This is a genomic window from Caballeronia sp. GAFFF2 (assembly GCF_023631485.1).
Lineage (GTDB): Bacteria > Pseudomonadota > Gammaproteobacteria > Burkholderiales > Burkholderiaceae > Caballeronia.
Genome location: NZ_JALQDA010000027.1, coordinates 440948 through 458861, shown reverse-complemented (window position 1 = coordinate 458861; position 17914 = coordinate 440948). Strand labels below are relative to the sequence as shown.

The following is a 17914-nucleotide window of genomic DNA, read 5'->3' as shown; positions in this document are numbered from 1 at the left end:
CGCTTTGACCAATGCCGAGCGCTTTCGCAAGCCCGCCGCTCATCGATCGAGGAGACGCAACCATGTCGACACAACCCATATCAACCGACCGCCAGGCACAGACGCTGCAATTGATGGTGCGACAAGTCCGCTTCGAAGGACGCGGCATCAACTCCTATGAGTTCGTCGATCCTGAGGGACATGCATTGCCGCCGTTCACGGCTGGCGCGCATCTGGACATCCATCTTGCAGGCGGCGTGATCCGTCAGTATTCCATCTGCAATGCGCCGCGCGAACGGCATCGCTATGTGATTGCCGTTCTGCGCGATGAGCGCGGACGCGGTGGCTCGAAAGCACTGCACGAGCAACTGCGCGTACAGGACATCGTAAAGGTGAGTCTTCCGCGCAATAACTTTAGTCTCGTCGATGGCGCGCGTCGCGTGTTACTGATCGCAGGCGGTATCGGCGTCACACCGCTCAAGGCGATGGCGCATGAACTGGACGACGCCGGCATCGACTACGAGATGCATTACTGCACCAGGGACGCGAGCTGCGCCGCGTTTGCCGACGAGTTCGAATCGATGCGCGCAAGCGGAAAGCTGCACCTGCATTTCGATGGCGGCGACCCGGCCACGGGCCTCGATCTGCGCCGGTTGCTCGACGCGCCGCGCGAAGGCGAGCATGTGTATTACTGCGGCCCAGGCGGCTTCATGAAGGCATGCGCCGATGCCGCCGGACACTGGCCCACCGGCACGGTGCACTTCGAGCATTTCAAGGCGCCGGAGCGCAATCTCGACGATGAAGCCGCCAACGATGCACTTGACAGTTTCACCGTGCGCATTGCGAGTACGGGACAAGAGATCGAGGTATCTAAGGAAGAAAGCATTGCAGACGCGTTGGCACTGGCAGGCGTACCGATTGAAACCTCTTGTTGCGCAGGTCTATGCGGCACCTGCAAAGTGCGCTATCTCGAAGGCGAAGTCGAACACAACGACTGCATTCTCGGCGACGACGAAAAGACCGAATTTCTCACGGCGTGTGTATCGCGTGCGACGAGCAGGGTGCTGGTGCTGGATCTTTAGCAAGCGCTTGAACCACCATGAAGGGCAGACAAAGAAATTTGTCTGCCCTTTTTCTTTGCGAGCGTCTAATCCATCCGCGCGTAAACCCGCTTGCCTCAAGTTTTTTTTAGTGGAAGACTTGCCTCCCATCTGCCGTGTCGGATACGTGTCCGATATATCGGACACGCCTCAAACGGATTTTCCTCTTGCGAGATGCACACATGAAACTTGTTAGAGAAAGCGCGCGCTTTGCTCGTTGGGTTGCAATTGCCGGCCTTGTCGCGTTGGCAGCCTGTTCGAAAGTCGAAGCACCAGCGCAGGATGGGGCGGCAAGCTCAATGCTTAAGACCGTTTTGCAACGCGGCACCTTGCGCGTAGGCGATTGCTTGAGCTTTGCGCCCTTCGGTTTCTATAACAAGGACGGCCAGCCGGACGGCTACGACGTCGATCTCGCTAAGGAACTCGCTAAGCAAATGGGCGTAAAGCTCGAAGTGGTCAACGCCACCAGCGCCAACCGCATTCCAAATCTGCAGACGAGTAAGGTGGATGTCGTGTTCTGCAATTTCACTCGCAATCTCGAACGGGCCAAGGAAATTGCCTTTACCAATCCGTACGTGGTGGCGAGTGAAGCGCTGCTGGTCAAGAAATCGAGCGGGATCAAATCCATCAAGGACATGAGCAACCGCACGATTGCCACCGTCAAAGGCTCGACCAACGGCGACGAAGTGCGCTCACTCAACATGCAGGTGAAGATTCAGGAATTCGACAGCTCGCAAGCCGCCATTCTCGCCGTCAAGCAAGGCCAGGCTGACGCGATGATCGAAGACAACAACTTTCTCGCATACCAGGCATCGCTCGATCAGGAACTTACCGTCACTGACGAAGCCCTCGTGCCGCTTGAATACAACGCGTTCGGCGTCAAGGCCGGCGATCAGGTCTGGCTCAACTATCTGAACCTGTTCCTGTTCCAGATCAACGCGTCCAAGCAGAACGCGCAGCTCTATAAAAAATGGTTTGGGCAAGAGCCGCGTTTCCCGCTCAACCCGCAATATTAATTTAACCGTGACGCCGGTTGCGTGACGTCCAACGTGAGGAAAAATTATGGGCTATGAATGGTTGACGCTTGCTGGCTATTTCAGCGACTTCCTGCATGCCGCATGGCTCACGCTGCAAATCACGCTGCTGGCGTTCATTCTGGCAATGGCGCTCGGTCTTTTGACGGCGCTTGCAAGCGGGTCCAAGAGCCGCGTGCTGCGCGGAATCGCAAGCGTTTATATCGAAGTCATCCGCAACACGCCGGTCCTGCTGCAGATATTCATCGTGTTCTTCGGCTTGCCGTCCCTTGGCATTACGCTCGATGCTTATACAGCAGGCGTGATCGCACTAGGGGTGAACGTAGGCGCTTATCTGGCGGAAGTGTTTCGGGCGGGCATCCAGTCGGTGCCCAAGGGTCAGCTCGAAGCGGCATCGATTCTCGGACTAGAGCGCTCGCAGATCTTCACGCAAGTGGTCTTGCCGCAAGCGGCACGCGCTGTTTATCCGGCTATCGTCAACAACCTGATCCAGCTTTTGCTCGGCACGTCGCTGCTTTCCGCGATTGCACTGCCCGAGTTGAGCGGTACGGCGACCGTCATCAATTCGCGTACGCTGCTTTACGTACAGACTTTCACGGTCACGCTTCTTGCCTATCTCGTGCTCAGCAACCTGCTTTCCTGGGCTGCAGGGCAGATTGGCTTGAGGCTCTTTCACCCGCCGCTCGTCATCAGGAAGCCTTCGCGCCGATCGTTCATGCTGCGCCGTCCTGCCGCGCGCACTTAATCGGAGAGCGAGACATGTCGAGCGATTTATTGACGACGAGCCTGTCGATCCTTTTGCAAGGGCTCTTGATGACGCTGGCCTTGTCGGCCGCGTCGATCGTGGGCGGTACGGTGATCGGTCTTCTGGCCGCCGTGCTTCGTTCTTTCGGGCCTTGGGGCACCGACAAGATTGCAAGGCTCTACACCGAACTCTTCCGCGGCACGCCAGTGCTCATCACACTGATGTTCATCTATTTCGGCGTGTCCTACTTCGGCTATGCCATCGATGTCTTTGCCGCCGGAGTCGTCGGCTTGAGCGTTTATCAAGGCGCGTATATCGCCGAAGTATTTCGCTCAGGCATCGAGGCGGTCCCTAAAGGACAGTGGGAAGTCTCGCAGATTCTCGGTCTCTCCAAAGCGCAAGCGTTCTTCTCCGTAGTCTTGCCGCAGACCGGCCGGATCGTTTTGCCACCGCTGGTCGGGCAATATCTCTCGCTTATCAAGGACACGTCGATCGTTAGCATGATCGGCATGTCGGAGTTGATGCACGGCGGCCAGGCGATCGTCGATCGCGTGGGCAAGCCAGTCGAGATTTATGGCCTCGTCGCCATACTGTATTTCATAGTGTGCTTTCCGCTGTCGCAGTGGGTGCGCCGTCACGACCGTAAAAGGAGCGTGCTGTCATGAGTGAAGCGTCGATCATCAACCTCGCGGGCGTGAGCAAGTCGTTCGGTGCCACGCAAGTGCTGCGGGAAATCAATCTCGATGTGAGGCTTGGCGAAGTGCTTGTCTTGATCGGCGCATCGGGCTCGGGCAAGAGCACCGTGTTGCGTATCATGAGCGGCCTTGAAACCGCGGATGCGGGCGAAGTGTGGGTCAACCAGGTGCCGCTGCACGATGCACGTCGCGCTAAAGAAATTCGTGGACATGTGGGCATGGTATTTCAGCAGTTCAATCTGTTCCCGCACAAGACCACGCTCGGCAATGTCACGCTTGCACTCATCAAGGCGCGCAAAATGAGTCCCGCCGATGCCAAGAAGCGCGCCATGGATGCGCTCGACCGTGTTGGCCTCGCCGATCGTGCGACGCATTATCCGAGTCAATTGTCGGGCGGCCAGCAACAACGCGTTGCCATTGCACGCGCACTCGCCGTTGAGCCAGGCATCATGTTCTTCGACGAGGCGACTTCCGCGCTCGATCCGGAACTCGTCGGCGAAGTGACCGAAGTCATGCGCGGACTGGCGCGCGATGGCATGACGATGGTCGTGGTCACGCACGAAATGGGTTTTGCGCGCAAGACGGCGGATCGCGTGGTGTTCATGGACAAGGGCGTGATTACAGAGCAGGGCGCACCCGAGCAAATCTTCGTGAATCCGCAGAACGAACGCACGCGGCAGTTTCTGCATCGCGTGCTGGATCATTGAGCGGAGCCCGGCCGATGTCGACAGTGGAAACGTCGCGTGCGCGCGGGGTGGATCGGGTCGTGGCGATCATGAAGCAATTGCATCTAGCTCGCAGGCCGCTTGCGATGCGCGAATTGATCGAAGCGACTGGCGCGCCGCGTTCAAGCATCTACGAACTGGTTGCAATTTTAAGCGAGGCGGGTCTACTGGAAGCGGGCCCCGACGGCAGCATCTTCTTTGGCCGCGAGATGCATTACTACGGCTCCGATTACGCGGTGCACAACGATTTGATCAGCCGCGCGCATCAGTCCATTCTCGCGCTCGTGCGCAGCCACGACGAGACCGCGCAACTGTGCATGCTTGAAGGCGACAAATACACGGTCGTGCTTTCAGAAAACAGCTCTCGACCTTTCAATATCAGTTCGGATATTGGCGTCAAGGTCCCCATTCCCTGGACGGCATCGGGCAGGCTGCTGCTAGGTCATTTGAGCGGCGACGCAATTCGCGCGCTCATTCCTGATGAAGACTTCGTTCTGGACAACGGCAAGCGAGTAGATTTCACAGACTTCCTCGCCGATGTGGAACGTGCAAGGGAGCAGGGCTTCTGCTGCACGACAGGCTTGTCGCATACGTTTCGCTATTGCATGGCCGCGCCCGTTCGCGATCGTTCTGGTTTGGCCGTCGCGGCGCTCTGCTTCATGACAAGTCGCGACACCGTTCCAGAGAAACGCGATCTCATGCTTGACGACCTCATTCGCTCGGCACGCGCCTTATCGCAACCTCATAGGCGGGGATGACTCGCCGCTTTGCGAAAAGCCAAAAGAATATAAGCAAACCCTAAAAAGCTCTGTGCGATGCCGCGCGGATTGTTTGCAGTTAAGCGCATTTGCCAGACAAGACATCATGCACCCCATGCAATGATCGCCAATAGATAGTCCGTTTGAACAAAATTCGCGCCGGCACATCGCAAGTGCTAAGCGGGCTCAATATAATTGGTGACAAGTAACCCTCGCTGCATGGCGGCGCAAAGCCCGGAGAGAAGCTTTGCGCAACGCCCGACTAGGACTAGCTGGAGTCCCGTGTCGATGGGAATAGCACTTGCTGCCCGTTCCCTTTGTGCCTGCAGTTGTCCAAGCATAATAATGACGCATGCAGGCTGGCGGTTTCGAAGGCACTCCTTGCTTACGTCTGAACACCGCCAAAGACGAGGAAAATACAAATGAGACCGGTGGTTTTCGGCAAAAGATTCGGATGGCTGCACGCAGGCGCCGGCACGCGCGGCGTCGTTCTCTGCAACACCTATGGCCACGAATATGTGTGGACTTATAGCGGCGTGCGTCACCTGGCAGACGCTCTTGCGGCCCGCGGCTTGTGGGTCTTGCGCTTCGACTATCTCGGCACGGGGGATTCAGCCGATCTAGAAGCAGGACAAGATCTGTTCGATTCGGCGGTGGATGACATCGGTTCAGCCGTCGATTTCCTCAAGGAACAGACGGGTATCGAACACGTCACGCTAGCGGGCTTTCGGGTCGGTGCCGCGTTCGCTTTGGCTGCGGCGCTCAAGTGTCCCGTCGACGATCTCGCCTTGCTTGCGCCAGTCGTGAGCGGACGCACCTATATCCGCGAACTCGGCGCGGTGCGCAAGACCTGGCTCGACCAGCTCGCACCGCCCCTTCGCGAAGCGCAACCCAAGACTGGTCCGTTCAACGTGCTGGGTCAGGTTTATGACGATGCCTTTAGAGCCCGACTGGAAAAGATCGATCTCGCGTCGCAAGTGAAAAGTGCGGCTGATGCGCCCGCCAATCGCGTATTGCTGATGCACGCACGAACGAGCTCGAAAGACCCGCTGCTGGATGCGCTCAGTGGGCTTGGCGTCGATACGCAGACACAACCCTTTGAAGATTTGCTTGGCTTCATTCAAGAGTCGGCATTCACGGTATTGCCCAAGGCTGCTTTGGCAACGGCCACTGAGTGGATTGCAAACGGCGCGCTCGAAGCAGGCCCCGTTAATACATCGGCTGCGGCACATGACGTGTGGCCAGATCTCGTCATCGAAACGCCGGAGGCTGTCGAGCGTCCCGTGCGAATGGACGAACAAGGACTCGTAGGCGTGCTGTGCGAGCCGCGTCATGGTGCAGCGCGTGGCCCTGTGTTTGTCATGACGAATACGGCGGCGAGTTCACGCGTAGGCGATAGCCGGCTTTCCGTGCGGATTGCACGCGAGCTAGCATCACGTGGTATTGCTTCATTGCGGTTCGATGCACGCGGCCGTGGCGACAGTCCGCTTCCTTCGGGCGATGTGCAGTCAGATACGCCCTTCGGCAGAATCTATAACGTGGTCGCAACCGAAGACACTGGCGTTGCCGCGCGTTGGTTGTCCCGGCAAGGCTACAAGACGATCTATGCGTTCGGCATTTGTTCAGGTGCGTATCACGCTTTGAAGGCAGCGGTCAGCGAGAGCGTTATTACCGGCGTGATTTCGGTGAATATCCCTACGTTCAAGCGTCCCGAGGACAAAACGCCCGAAGCGTTGCGCGAATCCACACGCAACTCCATGGCGGGTTATGCGTTCTCCATGCTCGATCCGCAGAAGTGGAAAGCCATTTTGCGCGGCGATAAAAATCTGCTTCGCGTAATGGGCTTTATCGGCGGCTACATGCTCACGCGTGCGCGTTCACGTGTCGTCGATGTATTGAGGCTCGACAGCCTGAGCAAAACGCCGCCCGAGCAGGCCACTACACCCATGCCGATCATTCGCGCGCTCGACGCTAGAGGCGTGAACACGGTGCTGGTCTACGGCGCCTACGATGCGGGCCTGGACTTGCTTGCCGCGCATTGCGGCAAGCTGGGCGCTCGACTCAAGCGGCTTCGTTCAGTGCGTGTCGCAACTTACGCCGATGTCGATCATTCGTTGTTCAATGCCGCGAGTCTTCCGCAAGTGATCGCGTTGTGCGAGTCGGTCATCACGCAGACGAACGTGCAGACCGAAGTTCCAGGCGTGTCGCAACAGCGAAACCATAGCAGCGCACTCACCGATCAACGCGTTTGATGCTTCTGCCTATAAGCGACATGTAGTGCACGCACGCGTTCTGCAAGGTCGTCGACGGGGCCATCCACGATTGCTCCGTCGATCACCTCTTCAATGGGCAGCGCGCGAACAGGGCTGGTCCCAGCACCGAGTTCCTCACGCCAGCGCGTGAACTGCGCAGTCGAACTCGCATAGACGATTCGCCCAAGCCCCACCCATGCATGCGCCGCCGAACACATCGGACAATGCTCGCCCGATGTGTAGACCACGGCATTCTTGCGCGCGGGCTCGCTCATATTTTCCGCAGCCCACTTTGCAATAGCGAACTCAGGATGCAAGGTCTTGTCGCCCGTGCTGATGCGGTTACGATCCTCAAAGAGCACGTGACCGTCGCTCGCCACCAGTAGCGAACCAAAGGGTTCATCGCCTTGGTCGAGCGCTTCTTTAGCCAGTTCGATGCATCGTTCGAGATGTTTCCTGTCCACGCTATCTATCATTCGACCTCTCCGTTGTTTGCTCGCCTTCTTGCACATTGAACACGCCTCAATAAACCGGATTCAAGCATTCGTACCGACCGCCGTTAAGAAGAAAACAGGCCTTTTCTTCATATCATTAGGGTCGTAACTCGATTTCGCTTTGCGGCGGTTTGCCGGGGTGCAGGTGATGAACGTTTCATGTTTTCTAGCGGTATGGCTAATGGTGTTCAGCCTTGCCAGCGGTGCGCGCGCGGCTACGTCGCCGCTCAATTACACCACGTCCTGGATCGGCAACACTTTTGGCTTCGGCGATGGCAAGTGGATGCAGCAGGACATACAAGCCATCCGCGTTGCACCGGAAGGAACCGTCTATACCAATAGTCCGTGGGATGAAAGCGGCGCCGAGATCGCGGCGTATCGCAATGGCGACCGAATCGCGGTGGCGGGTGCGACGCATGGTTGGGGCGCGGCGGGCGGCGACGCCATTGCATCGAACAGCACATACCTCTATGCGGCGATGTCCATCGGCAATCAAGGCGGTGGCCTCGTCGGCGCGGATTATCCGCCCAACGGTTATACGTGGTTCGGCATTACGCGACGCACGATCGCCAACATCGCCAAGGGCGCGTCTTTTACGGGCGGCGCCGGCAACAGCGCGAATGCTACCAAGAACAGTTTCCTAATCGTGGCGACTGTGCCGGCCGGAACGGACGCGGGCATTCGCGGCCTGGCCGCTAACGATAGCGAGCTTTTTGTTTCCGACGCGTCGAGCAATCAGATCGTCGTGTTCGATGCCAACACGATGAGGCGTAATCGCGCGTTCAACGTGACATCACCGGGACGCATGGCACTCGATATAGACGGCACGCTTTGGGTCATTACAGGCACGTTCAACGGACACCCCGCCATTGCACATTATTCGACGACGGGCGCGCTACTTGGCGGCGTGCCGATACTCCCGATAGGAACGGTACCCGCGGATATCGCGGTCACTCCATCGGGTGATCTTTATATCGCAGATAACGGCGTGGGCCAGCAGATCTTGCCTTTCCGAAAAAACGCAGCGCTAGCTGCGATCGGCACGCTCAAGGGCGTGAATCATGCGACCGCTGGCACGATCGAAGCAGGGCGCTTCAACTCGGTCACGGGTATCGGTTTCGATCAGGCCGGCAATCTGTACGTTGGACAAAATGGCGAAGGTCCGCGAGCTCTGAACTCTGCCTCGGTGGGAACGGGCGCGGTGCTGCAGGCTTTCAAAGGCGTCACACGTTCTGTTACATGGGAACTGGACGGTCTCGTGTTCGTCGATGGCGCGAGCTTCGATCCCGGCGCGCCGAACACCATCTATACCGGCTCGAAAGTCTTTACGATGGACTGGAGCAAGGCGCCCGGCAAGCAATGGACGTACACGGCGCATACCGTGGACCGCTTCACTTTTCCTGATGACCCTTCGATTCACATCGGACGCGCGGTGCGTGGCCAGCCGATGGTACGGCGCCTGAACGGCAACCGGCCGTATCTATTCACGCTCGATCCATATTCGCATCAGCTCTATGTGCATCGCTTCGACGCCGCGCACGGTTATACGGCAATACCATCGGTCATGTTCGCCGAGTCCTATATTTCAGGCGGTTTTCCAGCGAATCAACCGGCCTATGGCGAATGGATGTGGCGCGACATCAATGGCGATGGCCATCTCGACACGAGCGAATTCATAGGCAATCCATCGACGGGGAGTCTGATAGGCAACAGCTTCATCTGGGTCGATTCCCTTGGCAACGTATGGTTCGGTACCCCGACGAGCGGCATACGAGAAATGCCGCTGCAGGGCTTCGATGCCTTGGGCAATCCGCTTTACACCTATACATCGGCGAAGACTTATACGATGCCAGCGCCTTTCACGCGCATTGGCCGAGTGCTTTACGTGCCTGAGACCGACACGATGTATATCTCGGGCTTCACGCAAACCATTCCCTATGATGCCGCGCGCTGGAAAGAGGCCGGCCCATATCTCGCGCGTTACGACAACTGGACTCGCGGGCCGCGCGTCATGACCTATCTCATCGCGCTGCCTTGGGACACGACGGCCAACCCCGTAATCACGCCCGTTGGACTTGCGACAGCGGGCAATTACCTCTTTGTTGCGGGCCTCTTCACGCAGAAGGTTTATGTGTACGACGCGCGCACCGGCGCACACGTTGGCTGCATGTCACCGGGCGCGAACGTAGGCTGGGCTAGCGGCTATGTCGATGTGGAACTGGGTATCAGCGCCACGCTAAGGGCCAATGGTGAATACGACATTCTCGTGGAAGACGATGCCCGCGCCAAGATTCTGATGTACCAGTGGAAGCCATGAATTCTTGGCGCAGTGCAACGCGCCAACAAGTTAGACGCGGCAAGCAAATGAATGTGGCCTTGCTGCAACCGCATGGCCGTTCATCGCTATCGCCAGCTATTGAGCCTACAAAATATCCAAGGGAAAGTCCTAAGAAAAACATCTGATGTCTGATGTATATTTGACTGGATGCTACCTAAGAGAGCAACATGCGTCTAAGCGTAGAGCGCTCAATGAGCGACAAGATTCAAGAGTCGCTTTTGACTATGATCCGTGAGCGCAAGCTCAAGCCAGGTGATCAGATTCCTACGGAACTGGAACTCTGCGAATTGCTCGGGGTAGGCCGTTCGAGTTTGCGTGAAGCCGTTGCTCAGATGATCTCGCACGGTCTGCTGTCTCGGGTACAAGGTCGCGGCACCTTCATCAGACAAATTTCGCTGAAGTTGCAGGGCGGTCTGGATGATCTGATGTCCGTAACCGACATGATCAAGAGCGTCGGCGCCGTGCCTTCAACGAGTCGCATACAGATGGATACCATTGCGGCATCGGAGAGTTTGTCAGAAAGACTCGGCATCGAGCTTGGGGCGCCGTGCGTACGTATCGAACGCGTTCGCCGCGCGGACGACGCCGTAGCCGCCTATTGCATCGACACCATTCCGAAGACGCTCTTCGATGCAGCGGACGGTGAAGTCGGCGAATCGCTTTTCGGCATGTTTGCGCGCACGGGCCGGCGTCTGTCGCATACGCATACGTCGATACAGCCGACCATCCTCACGCCGCGCGATCTGCCGGAACTCGGAGACGGCTTCGGTTTGTTTCTCCTGCTGGACGAAGTGGATTTCGATCAGAGCGGGGAACCGCTCTGCTATAGCAACGACTACTACAACACGAGCATTTTCAAATTCGATCTGGTGCGCAAGCGTCGCTAAGACAATCTTGCGTTTAGACGCGCACCAGAAGCAACATCGGAGGAGACACCGATGGAGTTCGAGGCTTTTACCGCAAGCGAGCTTGCCGCGTATCTCGGCGCAATTCCCGAGATACGTGCGCTGCTTGGCGAGCCGCACGATCTGGAAGTGGCCGAAGTCGGCGACGGCAACCTGAACTATGTGTACTTCGTGACGAACACGAAGGCGCCGGAACGCAGCGTCGTCGTCAAGCAGGCGCCGCCTTTTTTAAGACTAGTCGGCAAGACGTGGCCGTTGTCGTGTCAGCGCATGGAGCATGAGGTAGCGGCGTTACGCCGCTTCGGTGCGCTATGTCCGCGGCATGTGCCGAAGGTGTATCACGCTGACGGCAAGCGCTTTCTGATGGTGATGCAAAGGCTTGCCTCGCATCGCATTTTGCGGCAAGGCCTGATGGATGGCGTCGTCTATCCGAAGCTCGCCGCGCATCTGTCGACGTATCTTGCGCAAACGCTTTTCCACGGGTCCGATCTGTTTCTTGCGCCGGACATCAAGAAAGAGGCCATGAGCGCGGCGGTCAATTCCGAGCTGTGCAAAATCACCGAGGACCTCGTCTTTACGTTTCCTTTCGAAGATCATCCGTCGAACGTGTACAGCGCCGCATTGCCTGCGTCATCGCTTGAACGACTGAGGACCAGCGAAGCGTTGCGCATTGCCGCGGGCGACATGAAATGGGCGTTCATGAATCACGCCGAGACCTTGCTGCATGGCGATCTGCACACCGGCTCGATCATGGTCAACAAAGACGAAACCTTCGTGATCGATCCGGAATTCTCGTTCTACGGACCGATGGGCTTCGATATCGGCGCGGTGCTCGCAAACCTGCTGCTCGCGTATTTTTCGCGCGACTGGCATGGCCGTATAGACGATCGAGATCCTTCCGGCTATCAGGAATGGTTGCTCGTTCAAGTGGCCGAGGTCTGGAATGGCTTTAGCGCGCAATTTCTAAAGCTGTGGCGCGAGCACGAAAGCCGTAGCGGACGCGGCTTTATAGGCGGTCACGCAGAAGCGCGATCTGTCGAAGGTTATCGCACGCACTTCATGCGTCGGCTGCTAGCGGATACGCTCGGCTTCGCTGGCTGCAAGATGATTCGGCGCATTGTCGGCATGGCGAAGGTCGCGGACATCACGCGCATTCCAGATGCTCAGGCGAGGGCGCGTATCGAAGTGCGCTGTCTGCGTTGCGCGGAAGACCTGCTGGTCAAGCGCGCGACGCTTGGCAGTATCGAACAGGTCGTCATGCTTGCGCGCGAGGTTCAGCGCGAAACAATCACACATGCATAGTCCACTCGGAGCTTCCATGGTTGCGCAGTCCTTGTTCCCCACGCTTGCCCCGACGATCGAATGGCGCGATGGCGATCTCCTGCTGCTCGATCAGACGCGCCTGCCGCATGAAATCGTGGTGGAGCATGTCGCCGATGCAGCCGCCGTCTGGCGAGCCATTCACGAATTACGCGTGCGGGGTGCGCCCGCCATCGGCGTCGCGGCAGCATACGGATTGTGCGTCGCCATGCAGGACGCGCGCGACTTGCCCTTGACGCAATTTCGTGCCGAGCTTGAACGGCGCGCGGGCTGGCTCGATACCGCGCGCCCCACGGCGGTGAATCTGAGTTGGGGATTGAGACGCATGCTGCAATGCGCGCGCGCATGCAACGCAAGCGACTCGAAGGCGCTTTACGAAGCTTTGGTGGATGAGGCCAAACAGATTCATGCGGAAGATCAGGCGCTATGCGAAGGCATCGGCATGCATGGTCTGCCGCTTATCGAACCGGGCAGCGGCGTGCTCACGCATTGCAATGCAGGTGCGCTTGCCACCACAGGCTTAGGCACGGCCACCGCGCCGATCTATGCCGCACATCGCGAAGGCATTGCGTTCAAGGTGTTCGCGGACGAGACGCGGCCGCTTTTGCAAGGCGCGCGCCTGACCGTGTTCGAACTGCAGCAGGCGGGCGTGGATGTAACGCTGATCGTGGATAGCGCGGCCGCGTCGATCATGTCGCATGGACTGGTGGACCTCGTGATCGTCGGCACGGACCGGGTTGCGGCAAATGGCGACTTCGCCAACAAGATCGGCACACTGAGCGTGGCCATCGCAGCGAATTACTACGGCATACCGTTCTACGTGGCTTGTCCTTCGTCCACACTGGACTTCCGCACACCGACCGGCGCGCAGATCGAGATAGAAGAACGTCGCGAAGAAGAGGTGACATCGCTTGCAGGGCAACCTATTGCGCCGCGAGCCATCAACGCGCGCAATCCCGCATTCGATGTCACGCCGCATGAACTCGTCACGGGCTTCATCACGGAGCGCGGTATCGTGAAAGCGCCTTTCGAACGTTCGTTGCGTGGTTTCTTCGCAGCCGAAGGTAATGCCGCATGAGCACGGTGGATGAAGGCGCGCTGCGCCGGGGTATTGTCGATACCTCGCTCGAAATGGAGCGGCTCGCTATCAATCAGGGAACCTCGGGTAACGTCAGCGCCCGCTTCAACGACGGCTTTCTCATCACGCCCAGCGGCGTTCCTGCGCGTGAAATGCACGAAGACATGATGGTGTGGCTGCCGTTAAATGTCGGTGATGACGCGAGCGTGCTGCGCACGGCTCGCCCGTCTTCGGAATGGCGCATTCATCGCGACATTCTTCGAGCACGGCAAGACATGCACGCGGTCGTGCATACGCATTCCATAGCGGCCACGGCGCTTGCCATTCATGAACGCGATATTCCCGCCGTGCACTACATGGTCGCGGCCGCCGGCGGACATTCCATTCGCTGCGCGCCTTATGCGCTCTTTGGCACGCAAACTCTTTCCGATCACGCCTTAGCCGCGCTTCTGAACCGGCGAGCGTGTCTGCTCGCGCATCATGGTGTGATCGCGCTTGGCACCGATCTTGCGCGCGCCGTGTGGCTCGCGCATGAAGTGGAAGTGCTTGCCAAGCAATATCTTCTCGCCTGTCAGTTGGGTGCTCCGCCGCTTCTTTCGGAGGAGCAGATGGATGAAGTGCTGGAGAAGTTCAAGACTTATGGCCGGCGCGACAAGAAAGATTCTTAGCGCGCTTGCCTTGAGGAAATAGTCGTTTGCATCGTAATGAATAAATCCTACAACGGAGACAGCTATGGCCTGGAATTCAGCAAGATTCGACGGATGGGGCACGTTCGGCAAATCGACCGGCGCGGTTTTTTTATGCGCGGCGGCCGCGCTTAGCGGTTGTTCCAAGAGCGACAACAGTTCGACCGCCAGCAGTTCGGGCGCGAGTTCGAGCGAAGCCGCGAGCGCTCCCGCAAGCGCACCGGCGCCGGCCGCTGCCGCGGGCGGCAAGGCGAAAATAGGCTTTTCGATTGCAACGCTTAACAATGCGTTCTTTGTCGGGCTCAAGGCCGGCGTGGAGAAGGGCGCCAAGGAGCAAGGCTTCGATCTCGTCCAGACCAATGCCAATGGCGACGCGCAACAGCAAGTCAACGACGCCATCAACTTGCTGAGTCAAGGCGTGACTGCCCTCGTGCTGAATCCTATCGACTCCAAGGCCATCATTCCGGCTGTCGAGAAAGCCAACTCGATGAACATTCCGGTCTTCACGCTCGATCGTGGGTCGGATGGCGGCAAGGTAACTTCGTTCGTTGCGTCGGATAACGTCGCGCTCGGTCAAACCGGCGCCAAGTGGATTGCCGATCAACTGACCAAACGCTACGGTTCGGCTAAAGGGAATGTGGTGGATTTGATCGGCCTTGTCGGCACGACCGCCGCCACCGACCGTGAGAAAGGCTTTAGCGACGAAATGGCGAAGTATCCCGACATCAAGGTGGTTGCGCGTCAGGAAGGCGCATTCGATCAGGAGAAGTCGCTTAACGCGATGACCAATATCCTGCAGAAATATCCGCAAATCGACGCGGTATTCGGCGCCAACGACGACAACACCGTGGGTGCGGAAAAGGCTATCGACAATGCGGGCCGCTATAAGCCGCTCGGCGATAAAGCGCACATTCTCGTGATCGGCGCGGATGGCACGGCGCAGGCGCTTTCCGCCATTCGCTCGGGCAAGCAGGACGCGACCATCTCGCAGAACCCCATTCAGATGGCCGCCAAGTCGCTGCAGTTCATCGCGGACTACAACGCCAAGAAGGACGTTCCGGCGAATTATGCCTGGCCGACTTTACTCATCGACAAATCGAATATCGATTCGGATGAGACCAAGAAGTACGGGCTGTGGTCAGAGGAAGTCAAACAGTAAGGCAAGCCGCGGGCACACGCTTAAGACTTCAAGCGTTCAAGCGTTTGAGCTCTAGCGCGTTGCCCGCTAACGGAATGCACGACATGACAGTCGAAACGGAAGCGCAAGCGCAGGCGCCGCTCGAAGCGTCCGCGTCGCTATTGCGCATGCAAGGCATCGTCAAGAGCTTTCCTGGCGTCAAGGCGCTGCGCGGCGTCAGCCTCGAACTGCGAACGGGCCATGTGCTCGCTATCGTCGGCGAGAATGGCGCGGGCAAATCGTCGCTCGTGAAGACCTTGTCTGGCGCGTATGAGCCGGACGAAGGCACGATCGAGATCGACGGCGTACCGCTTGCGCGCGGCACCAACGCGGCGATCGATGCAGGCGTGGCCGTGATTTATCAGGAGCTCTCGTTGATCAACGACATGACGGTCGCGGAAAATTTATTCCTTGGCCGCATGCCTGCAAGGAACGGCTTCGTCAAGCAACGCGAGGCCAACCAGCTTGCGCGCGAAGCGCTGGATCGCGTGGGACTCGACAACGTGCCGCCGTGGATGCGCCTCGGCGATCTGCCGCTCAACAAGAGGCAGCTCGTGGAAGTAGCAAAAGCCGTGGCGCGCGATGCCCGAATCCTCGTCATGGACGAACCCACGGCCGCGCTGCAGAGCCAGGACATCGCCAATCTTTATGCCGTGGTGCGGCGGCTGCGTGCCTCGGGCATGGGCATCATCTTCATTTCGCATCATCTGGAAGAGGTGTTCGAACTCGCCGATTCCGCCGTCGTGATGCGCGATGGCGCGACGGTCGGCGCGCGTCCGATGTCGCAATGGACCGAAGCCGAACTCGTGCAGGCAATGGTCGCGCGCAATCTCGAATCGTTCTATCCGTGGGAGCCGCGTCCTTATGGCGATGTCGTGCTCGAAGTGCGCAATCTCGCTAGCGCGCCGTTGCTGCGCAATGCGAGCTTTACGGTACGCTCGGGCGAAATCCTGGGCATAGCGGGCATTGCCGGGGCAGGACGCACGGAATTGCTCAAGACGATCTTTGGCGCGCTGCCCGCAACCGGTGGCGAGATTTTCGTGAAGGGCAAGAAGGTCACGAATCATTCGCCCACTCAAGGCGTGCGTCACGGCCTCGTTTATACCTCGGAGGACCGCAAGCTCGAAGGGCTCGTGCTCGATGCCAACATCGAAGAGAACATCGCACTGTCGAGCCTTAAAGCGCTTGCGAGCGGCGGCTTCGTGAGCCGCGCCAAGAAACGCAAGCTGGCGCAGGAAGCAAGCACGCGCTTCGGCGTTCGCTCGTCTTCGGTGTTGCAGATCACCGGCACGCTTTCCGGCGGCAATCAGCAGAAAGTCATTCTTGGCCGCGCAACGGCGACAGCACCCGTAGTCATCATGCTCGATGAACCCACACGCGGCATCGACGTGGGTGCGAAGACCGAAATCTACGCACACATGGTGTCGATGGCGCGTGCGGGCGCAGCGGTCGTCATGGTGAGTTCCGAGTTGCCGGAGTTGCTCGGCATGTCGGATCGCGTGCTCGTGATGTATCGCGGCAGCATCGTGACGGAGCTACGGCGCGACAAAGCGGACTCTGAAACTGTCATTCAATGGGCTACAACAGGAGCAGGCGCATGACCTCCACGGCAGCCAACCGCGAGGACTCGGAGGCGCTCTCGCGCCGCGTGATTCGCCAACTGAGGAGCGGCATCGGGCCATTGTTTGCCGCACTCGTCATCATCTGCATCGCCTTGTCGATTGCATCGCCCGAGTTTCTGACGACCAGCACGCTCACCAACATCATGGTGCAGGTCTCGGTGGTGGGCATTGCGGCGGTAGGCGGCACGTTCGTCATCATCACGTCGGGGATCGATCTCTCGGTCGGATCGCTCGTTGCGTTGAGCGGCATGGTCGCGGCAACGGTCATGGCAGGATCGAGCCCAGGCGCCGTCGGTCTCGGCGTTGGAGGGTTATGCGTCGCAATTGCGGTCGGGGCCACGGCAGGCGCGCTCAACGGTCTTGCCGTGTCGTGGTTGCGCCTCGTGCCCTTCATCGTCACGCTCGCGATGATGGCCATGGCGCGCGGCCTCACGCTCGCCATTTCCGATGGTCGCACGAAGTTCGATTTCCCCACCGCCTTCACGGCCTTCGGCGCGAAGACCGTCGCGGGCTTGCCCATGCCGATGATCGTCATGCTCGTGATCTTCGCCATAGGCCATGTGCTCTTGCGCAAGACCACGTTCGGGCATCAGGTCTTTGCAGTCGGCGGCAATCAGGAAGCCGCGCGTCTTGCCGGTATTCCCGTGCGCCGCGTGGTTTTCTTCACCTACATGCTGGCCGGCGTAACTGCTGCCATCGCTGGGATCGTGCTTGCCGGACGGCTCAATTCCGCCTTGCCGTCCGCGGCCAACGGACTCGAATTGCAGGTGATCGCCGCTATCGTGATTGGCGGGACATCGCTTGCGGGTGGACGTGGCTCGATCGTGGGCACCTTTATCGGCGTCGTGCTGATCGGCGTGATCAACGTGGGTTTGTCGCTACTCGGCGTGAATCCCTTCTGGACGCAATTCATTCAAGGTGGGGTCATTTTCGCGGCTGTCTTGCTCGACGCGCTTAGTCAGCGGCGCAAGCGTTAGACGTGTTCTTGCAACGCACCCTAAAACCG

The 17914-nt window shown here is 58.7% G+C and carries 16 protein-coding genes; 15 read left to right on the top strand and 1 reads right to left on the bottom strand.

Annotated features, from left to right (window positions below; all coding sequences use genetic code 11):
* Positions 1-62 precede the first annotated feature (62 nt).
* The 7 genes from NCT04_RS18470 (at position 63) to NCT04_RS18440 (ending at position 7288) form a co-directional block, all read left to right on the top strand.
* Positions 63-1061, top strand: coding sequence for a PDR/VanB family oxidoreductase (locus NCT04_RS18470; protein ID WP_250467053.1), 999 nt, complete (start codon positions 63-65; stop codon positions 1059-1061).
* 200 nt (positions 1062-1261) lie between these two features.
* Positions 1262-2095, top strand: a complete 834-nt coding sequence (locus NCT04_RS18465; RefSeq protein WP_250467051.1) for an ABC transporter substrate-binding protein — start codon at positions 1262-1264, stop codon at positions 2093-2095.
* 46 nt (positions 2096-2141) lie between these two features.
* A complete protein-coding gene (locus NCT04_RS18460) occupies positions 2142-2858 on the top strand; it encodes an amino acid ABC transporter permease (protein ID WP_244829669.1) in 717 nt (238 codons plus the stop codon).
* Between the two features lie 14 nt (positions 2859-2872).
* Positions 2873-3523 carry an amino acid ABC transporter permease gene (locus NCT04_RS18455; RefSeq protein ID WP_250467049.1) on the top strand — a complete coding sequence of 217 codons (651 nt, stop codon included), beginning with the start codon at positions 2873-2875 and terminating at the stop codon, positions 3521-3523.
* Complete coding sequence (locus NCT04_RS18450; RefSeq protein WP_250467048.1) at positions 3520-4260, top strand: amino acid ABC transporter ATP-binding protein; 741 nt, start codon at positions 3520-3522, stop codon at positions 4258-4260. Before NCT04_RS18455 ends, NCT04_RS18450 begins: the two co-directional genes overlap by 4 nt.
* Positions 4261-4274: 14 nt before the next feature.
* The gene (locus NCT04_RS18445) at positions 4275-5036 is read left to right on the top strand and encodes an IclR family transcriptional regulator (RefSeq protein ID WP_250467046.1); all 762 of its coding nucleotides are present in this window, start codon (positions 4275-4277) and stop codon (positions 5034-5036) included.
* Between the two features lie 422 nt (positions 5037-5458).
* On the top strand, positions 5459-7288 hold the full coding sequence (locus NCT04_RS18440; RefSeq protein WP_250467044.1) for a serine aminopeptidase domain-containing protein: 1830 nt from the start codon (positions 5459-5461) through the stop codon (positions 7286-7288).
* Here NCT04_RS18440 and NCT04_RS18435 read toward each other — a convergent pair.
* The gene (locus tag NCT04_RS18435) at positions 7276-7764 is read right to left on the bottom strand and encodes a nucleoside deaminase (RefSeq protein WP_250467042.1); all 489 of its coding nucleotides are present in this window, start codon (positions 7762-7764) and stop codon (positions 7276-7278) included. The two genes, NCT04_RS18440 and NCT04_RS18435, sit on opposite strands and share 13 nt — an antisense overlap.
* Positions 7765-7930: 166 nt before the next feature.
* Here NCT04_RS18435 and NCT04_RS18430 point away from each other — a divergent pair, with 166 nt between their 5' ends.
* The 8 genes from NCT04_RS18430 to NCT04_RS18395 all read left to right on the top strand — a co-directional run bounded on the left by NCT04_RS18430 (position 7931) and on the right by NCT04_RS18395 (position 17885).
* Positions 7931-10099, top strand: a complete 2169-nt coding sequence (locus NCT04_RS18430; RefSeq protein WP_459904443.1) for an NHL repeat-containing protein — start codon at positions 7931-7933, stop codon at positions 10097-10099.
* A 212-nt stretch (positions 10100-10311) separates the two neighbouring features.
* Positions 10312-11007 carry a GntR family transcriptional regulator gene (locus tag NCT04_RS18425; protein WP_250467041.1) on the top strand — a complete coding sequence of 232 codons (696 nt, stop codon included), beginning with the start codon at positions 10312-10314 and terminating at the stop codon, positions 11005-11007.
* Between the two features lie 51 nt (positions 11008-11058).
* Positions 11059-12327, top strand: a complete 1269-nt coding sequence (mtnK, locus tag NCT04_RS18420) for an S-methyl-5-thioribose kinase (RefSeq protein WP_250467039.1) — start codon at positions 11059-11061, stop codon at positions 12325-12327.
* Between the two features lie 16 nt (positions 12328-12343).
* A complete protein-coding gene (gene mtnA, locus NCT04_RS18415; protein WP_244829676.1) occupies positions 12344-13423 on the top strand; it encodes an S-methyl-5-thioribose-1-phosphate isomerase in 1080 nt (359 codons plus the stop codon).
* Complete coding sequence (locus NCT04_RS18410; RefSeq protein WP_250467037.1) at positions 13420-14091, top strand: class II aldolase/adducin family protein; 672 nt, start codon at positions 13420-13422, stop codon at positions 14089-14091. The genes mtnA and NCT04_RS18410 overlap by 4 nt, the downstream gene beginning before the upstream one ends.
* A gap of 64 nt (positions 14092-14155) precedes the next feature.
* Complete coding sequence (locus tag NCT04_RS18405; protein ID WP_250467035.1) at positions 14156-15268, top strand: sugar ABC transporter substrate-binding protein; 1113 nt, start codon at positions 14156-14158, stop codon at positions 15266-15268.
* 83 nt (positions 15269-15351) lie between these two features.
* Positions 15352-16887 carry a sugar ABC transporter ATP-binding protein gene (locus NCT04_RS18400; protein WP_250467033.1) on the top strand — a complete coding sequence of 512 codons (1536 nt, stop codon included), beginning with the start codon at positions 15352-15354 and terminating at the stop codon, positions 16885-16887.
* On the top strand, positions 16884-17885 hold the full coding sequence (locus NCT04_RS18395; protein WP_250467031.1) for an ABC transporter permease: 1002 nt from the start codon (positions 16884-16886) through the stop codon (positions 17883-17885). The genes NCT04_RS18400 and NCT04_RS18395 overlap by 4 nt, the downstream gene beginning before the upstream one ends.
* The last annotated feature ends 29 nt before the right edge of the window (positions 17886-17914 follow it).

Bases quoted from the DNA above. Each gene is read 5' to 3' on its own strand.
- NCT04_RS18455 (WP_250467049.1), top strand. From the start codon at position 2,873: ATGTCGAGCGATTTATTGACGACGAGCCTGTCGATCCTTTTGCAAGGG.
- NCT04_RS18395 (WP_250467031.1), top strand. From the start codon at position 16,884: ATGACCTCCACGGCAGCCAACCGCGAGGACTCGGAGGCGCTCTCGCGC.
- NCT04_RS18440 (WP_250467044.1), top strand. From the start codon at position 5,459: ATGAGACCGGTGGTTTTCGGCAAAAGATTCGGATGGCTGCACGCAGGC.
- NCT04_RS18460 (WP_244829669.1), top strand. From the start codon at position 2,142: ATGGGCTATGAATGGTTGACGCTTGCTGGCTATTTCAGCGACTTCCTG.
- NCT04_RS18465 (WP_250467051.1), top strand. From the start codon at position 1,262: ATGAAACTTGTTAGAGAAAGCGCGCGCTTTGCTCGTTGGGTTGCAATT.
- NCT04_RS18450 (WP_250467048.1), top strand. From the start codon at position 3,520: ATGAGTGAAGCGTCGATCATCAACCTCGCGGGCGTGAGCAAGTCGTTC.
- NCT04_RS18425 (WP_250467041.1), top strand. From the start codon at position 10,312: ATGAGCGACAAGATTCAAGAGTCGCTTTTGACTATGATCCGTGAGCGC.
- mtnA (WP_244829676.1), top strand. From the start codon at position 12,344: ATGGTTGCGCAGTCCTTGTTCCCCACGCTTGCCCCGACGATCGAATGG.
- NCT04_RS18435 (WP_250467042.1), bottom strand. From the start codon at position 7,764: ATGATAGATAGCGTGGACAGGAAACATCTCGAACGATGCATCGAACTG.
- NCT04_RS18445 (WP_250467046.1), top strand. From the start codon at position 4,275: ATGTCGACAGTGGAAACGTCGCGTGCGCGCGGGGTGGATCGGGTCGTG.
- NCT04_RS18410 (WP_250467037.1), top strand. From the start codon at position 13,420: ATGAGCACGGTGGATGAAGGCGCGCTGCGCCGGGGTATTGTCGATACC.
- NCT04_RS18400 (WP_250467033.1), top strand. From the start codon at position 15,352: ATGACAGTCGAAACGGAAGCGCAAGCGCAGGCGCCGCTCGAAGCGTCC.
- mtnK (WP_250467039.1), top strand. From the start codon at position 11,059: ATGGAGTTCGAGGCTTTTACCGCAAGCGAGCTTGCCGCGTATCTCGGC.
- NCT04_RS18470 (WP_250467053.1), top strand. From the start codon at position 63: ATGTCGACACAACCCATATCAACCGACCGCCAGGCACAGACGCTGCAA.
- NCT04_RS18405 (WP_250467035.1), top strand. From the start codon at position 14,156: ATGGCCTGGAATTCAGCAAGATTCGACGGATGGGGCACGTTCGGCAAA.
- NCT04_RS18430 (WP_459904443.1), top strand. From the start codon at position 7,931: ATGAACGTTTCATGTTTTCTAGCGGTATGGCTAATGGTGTTCAGCCTT.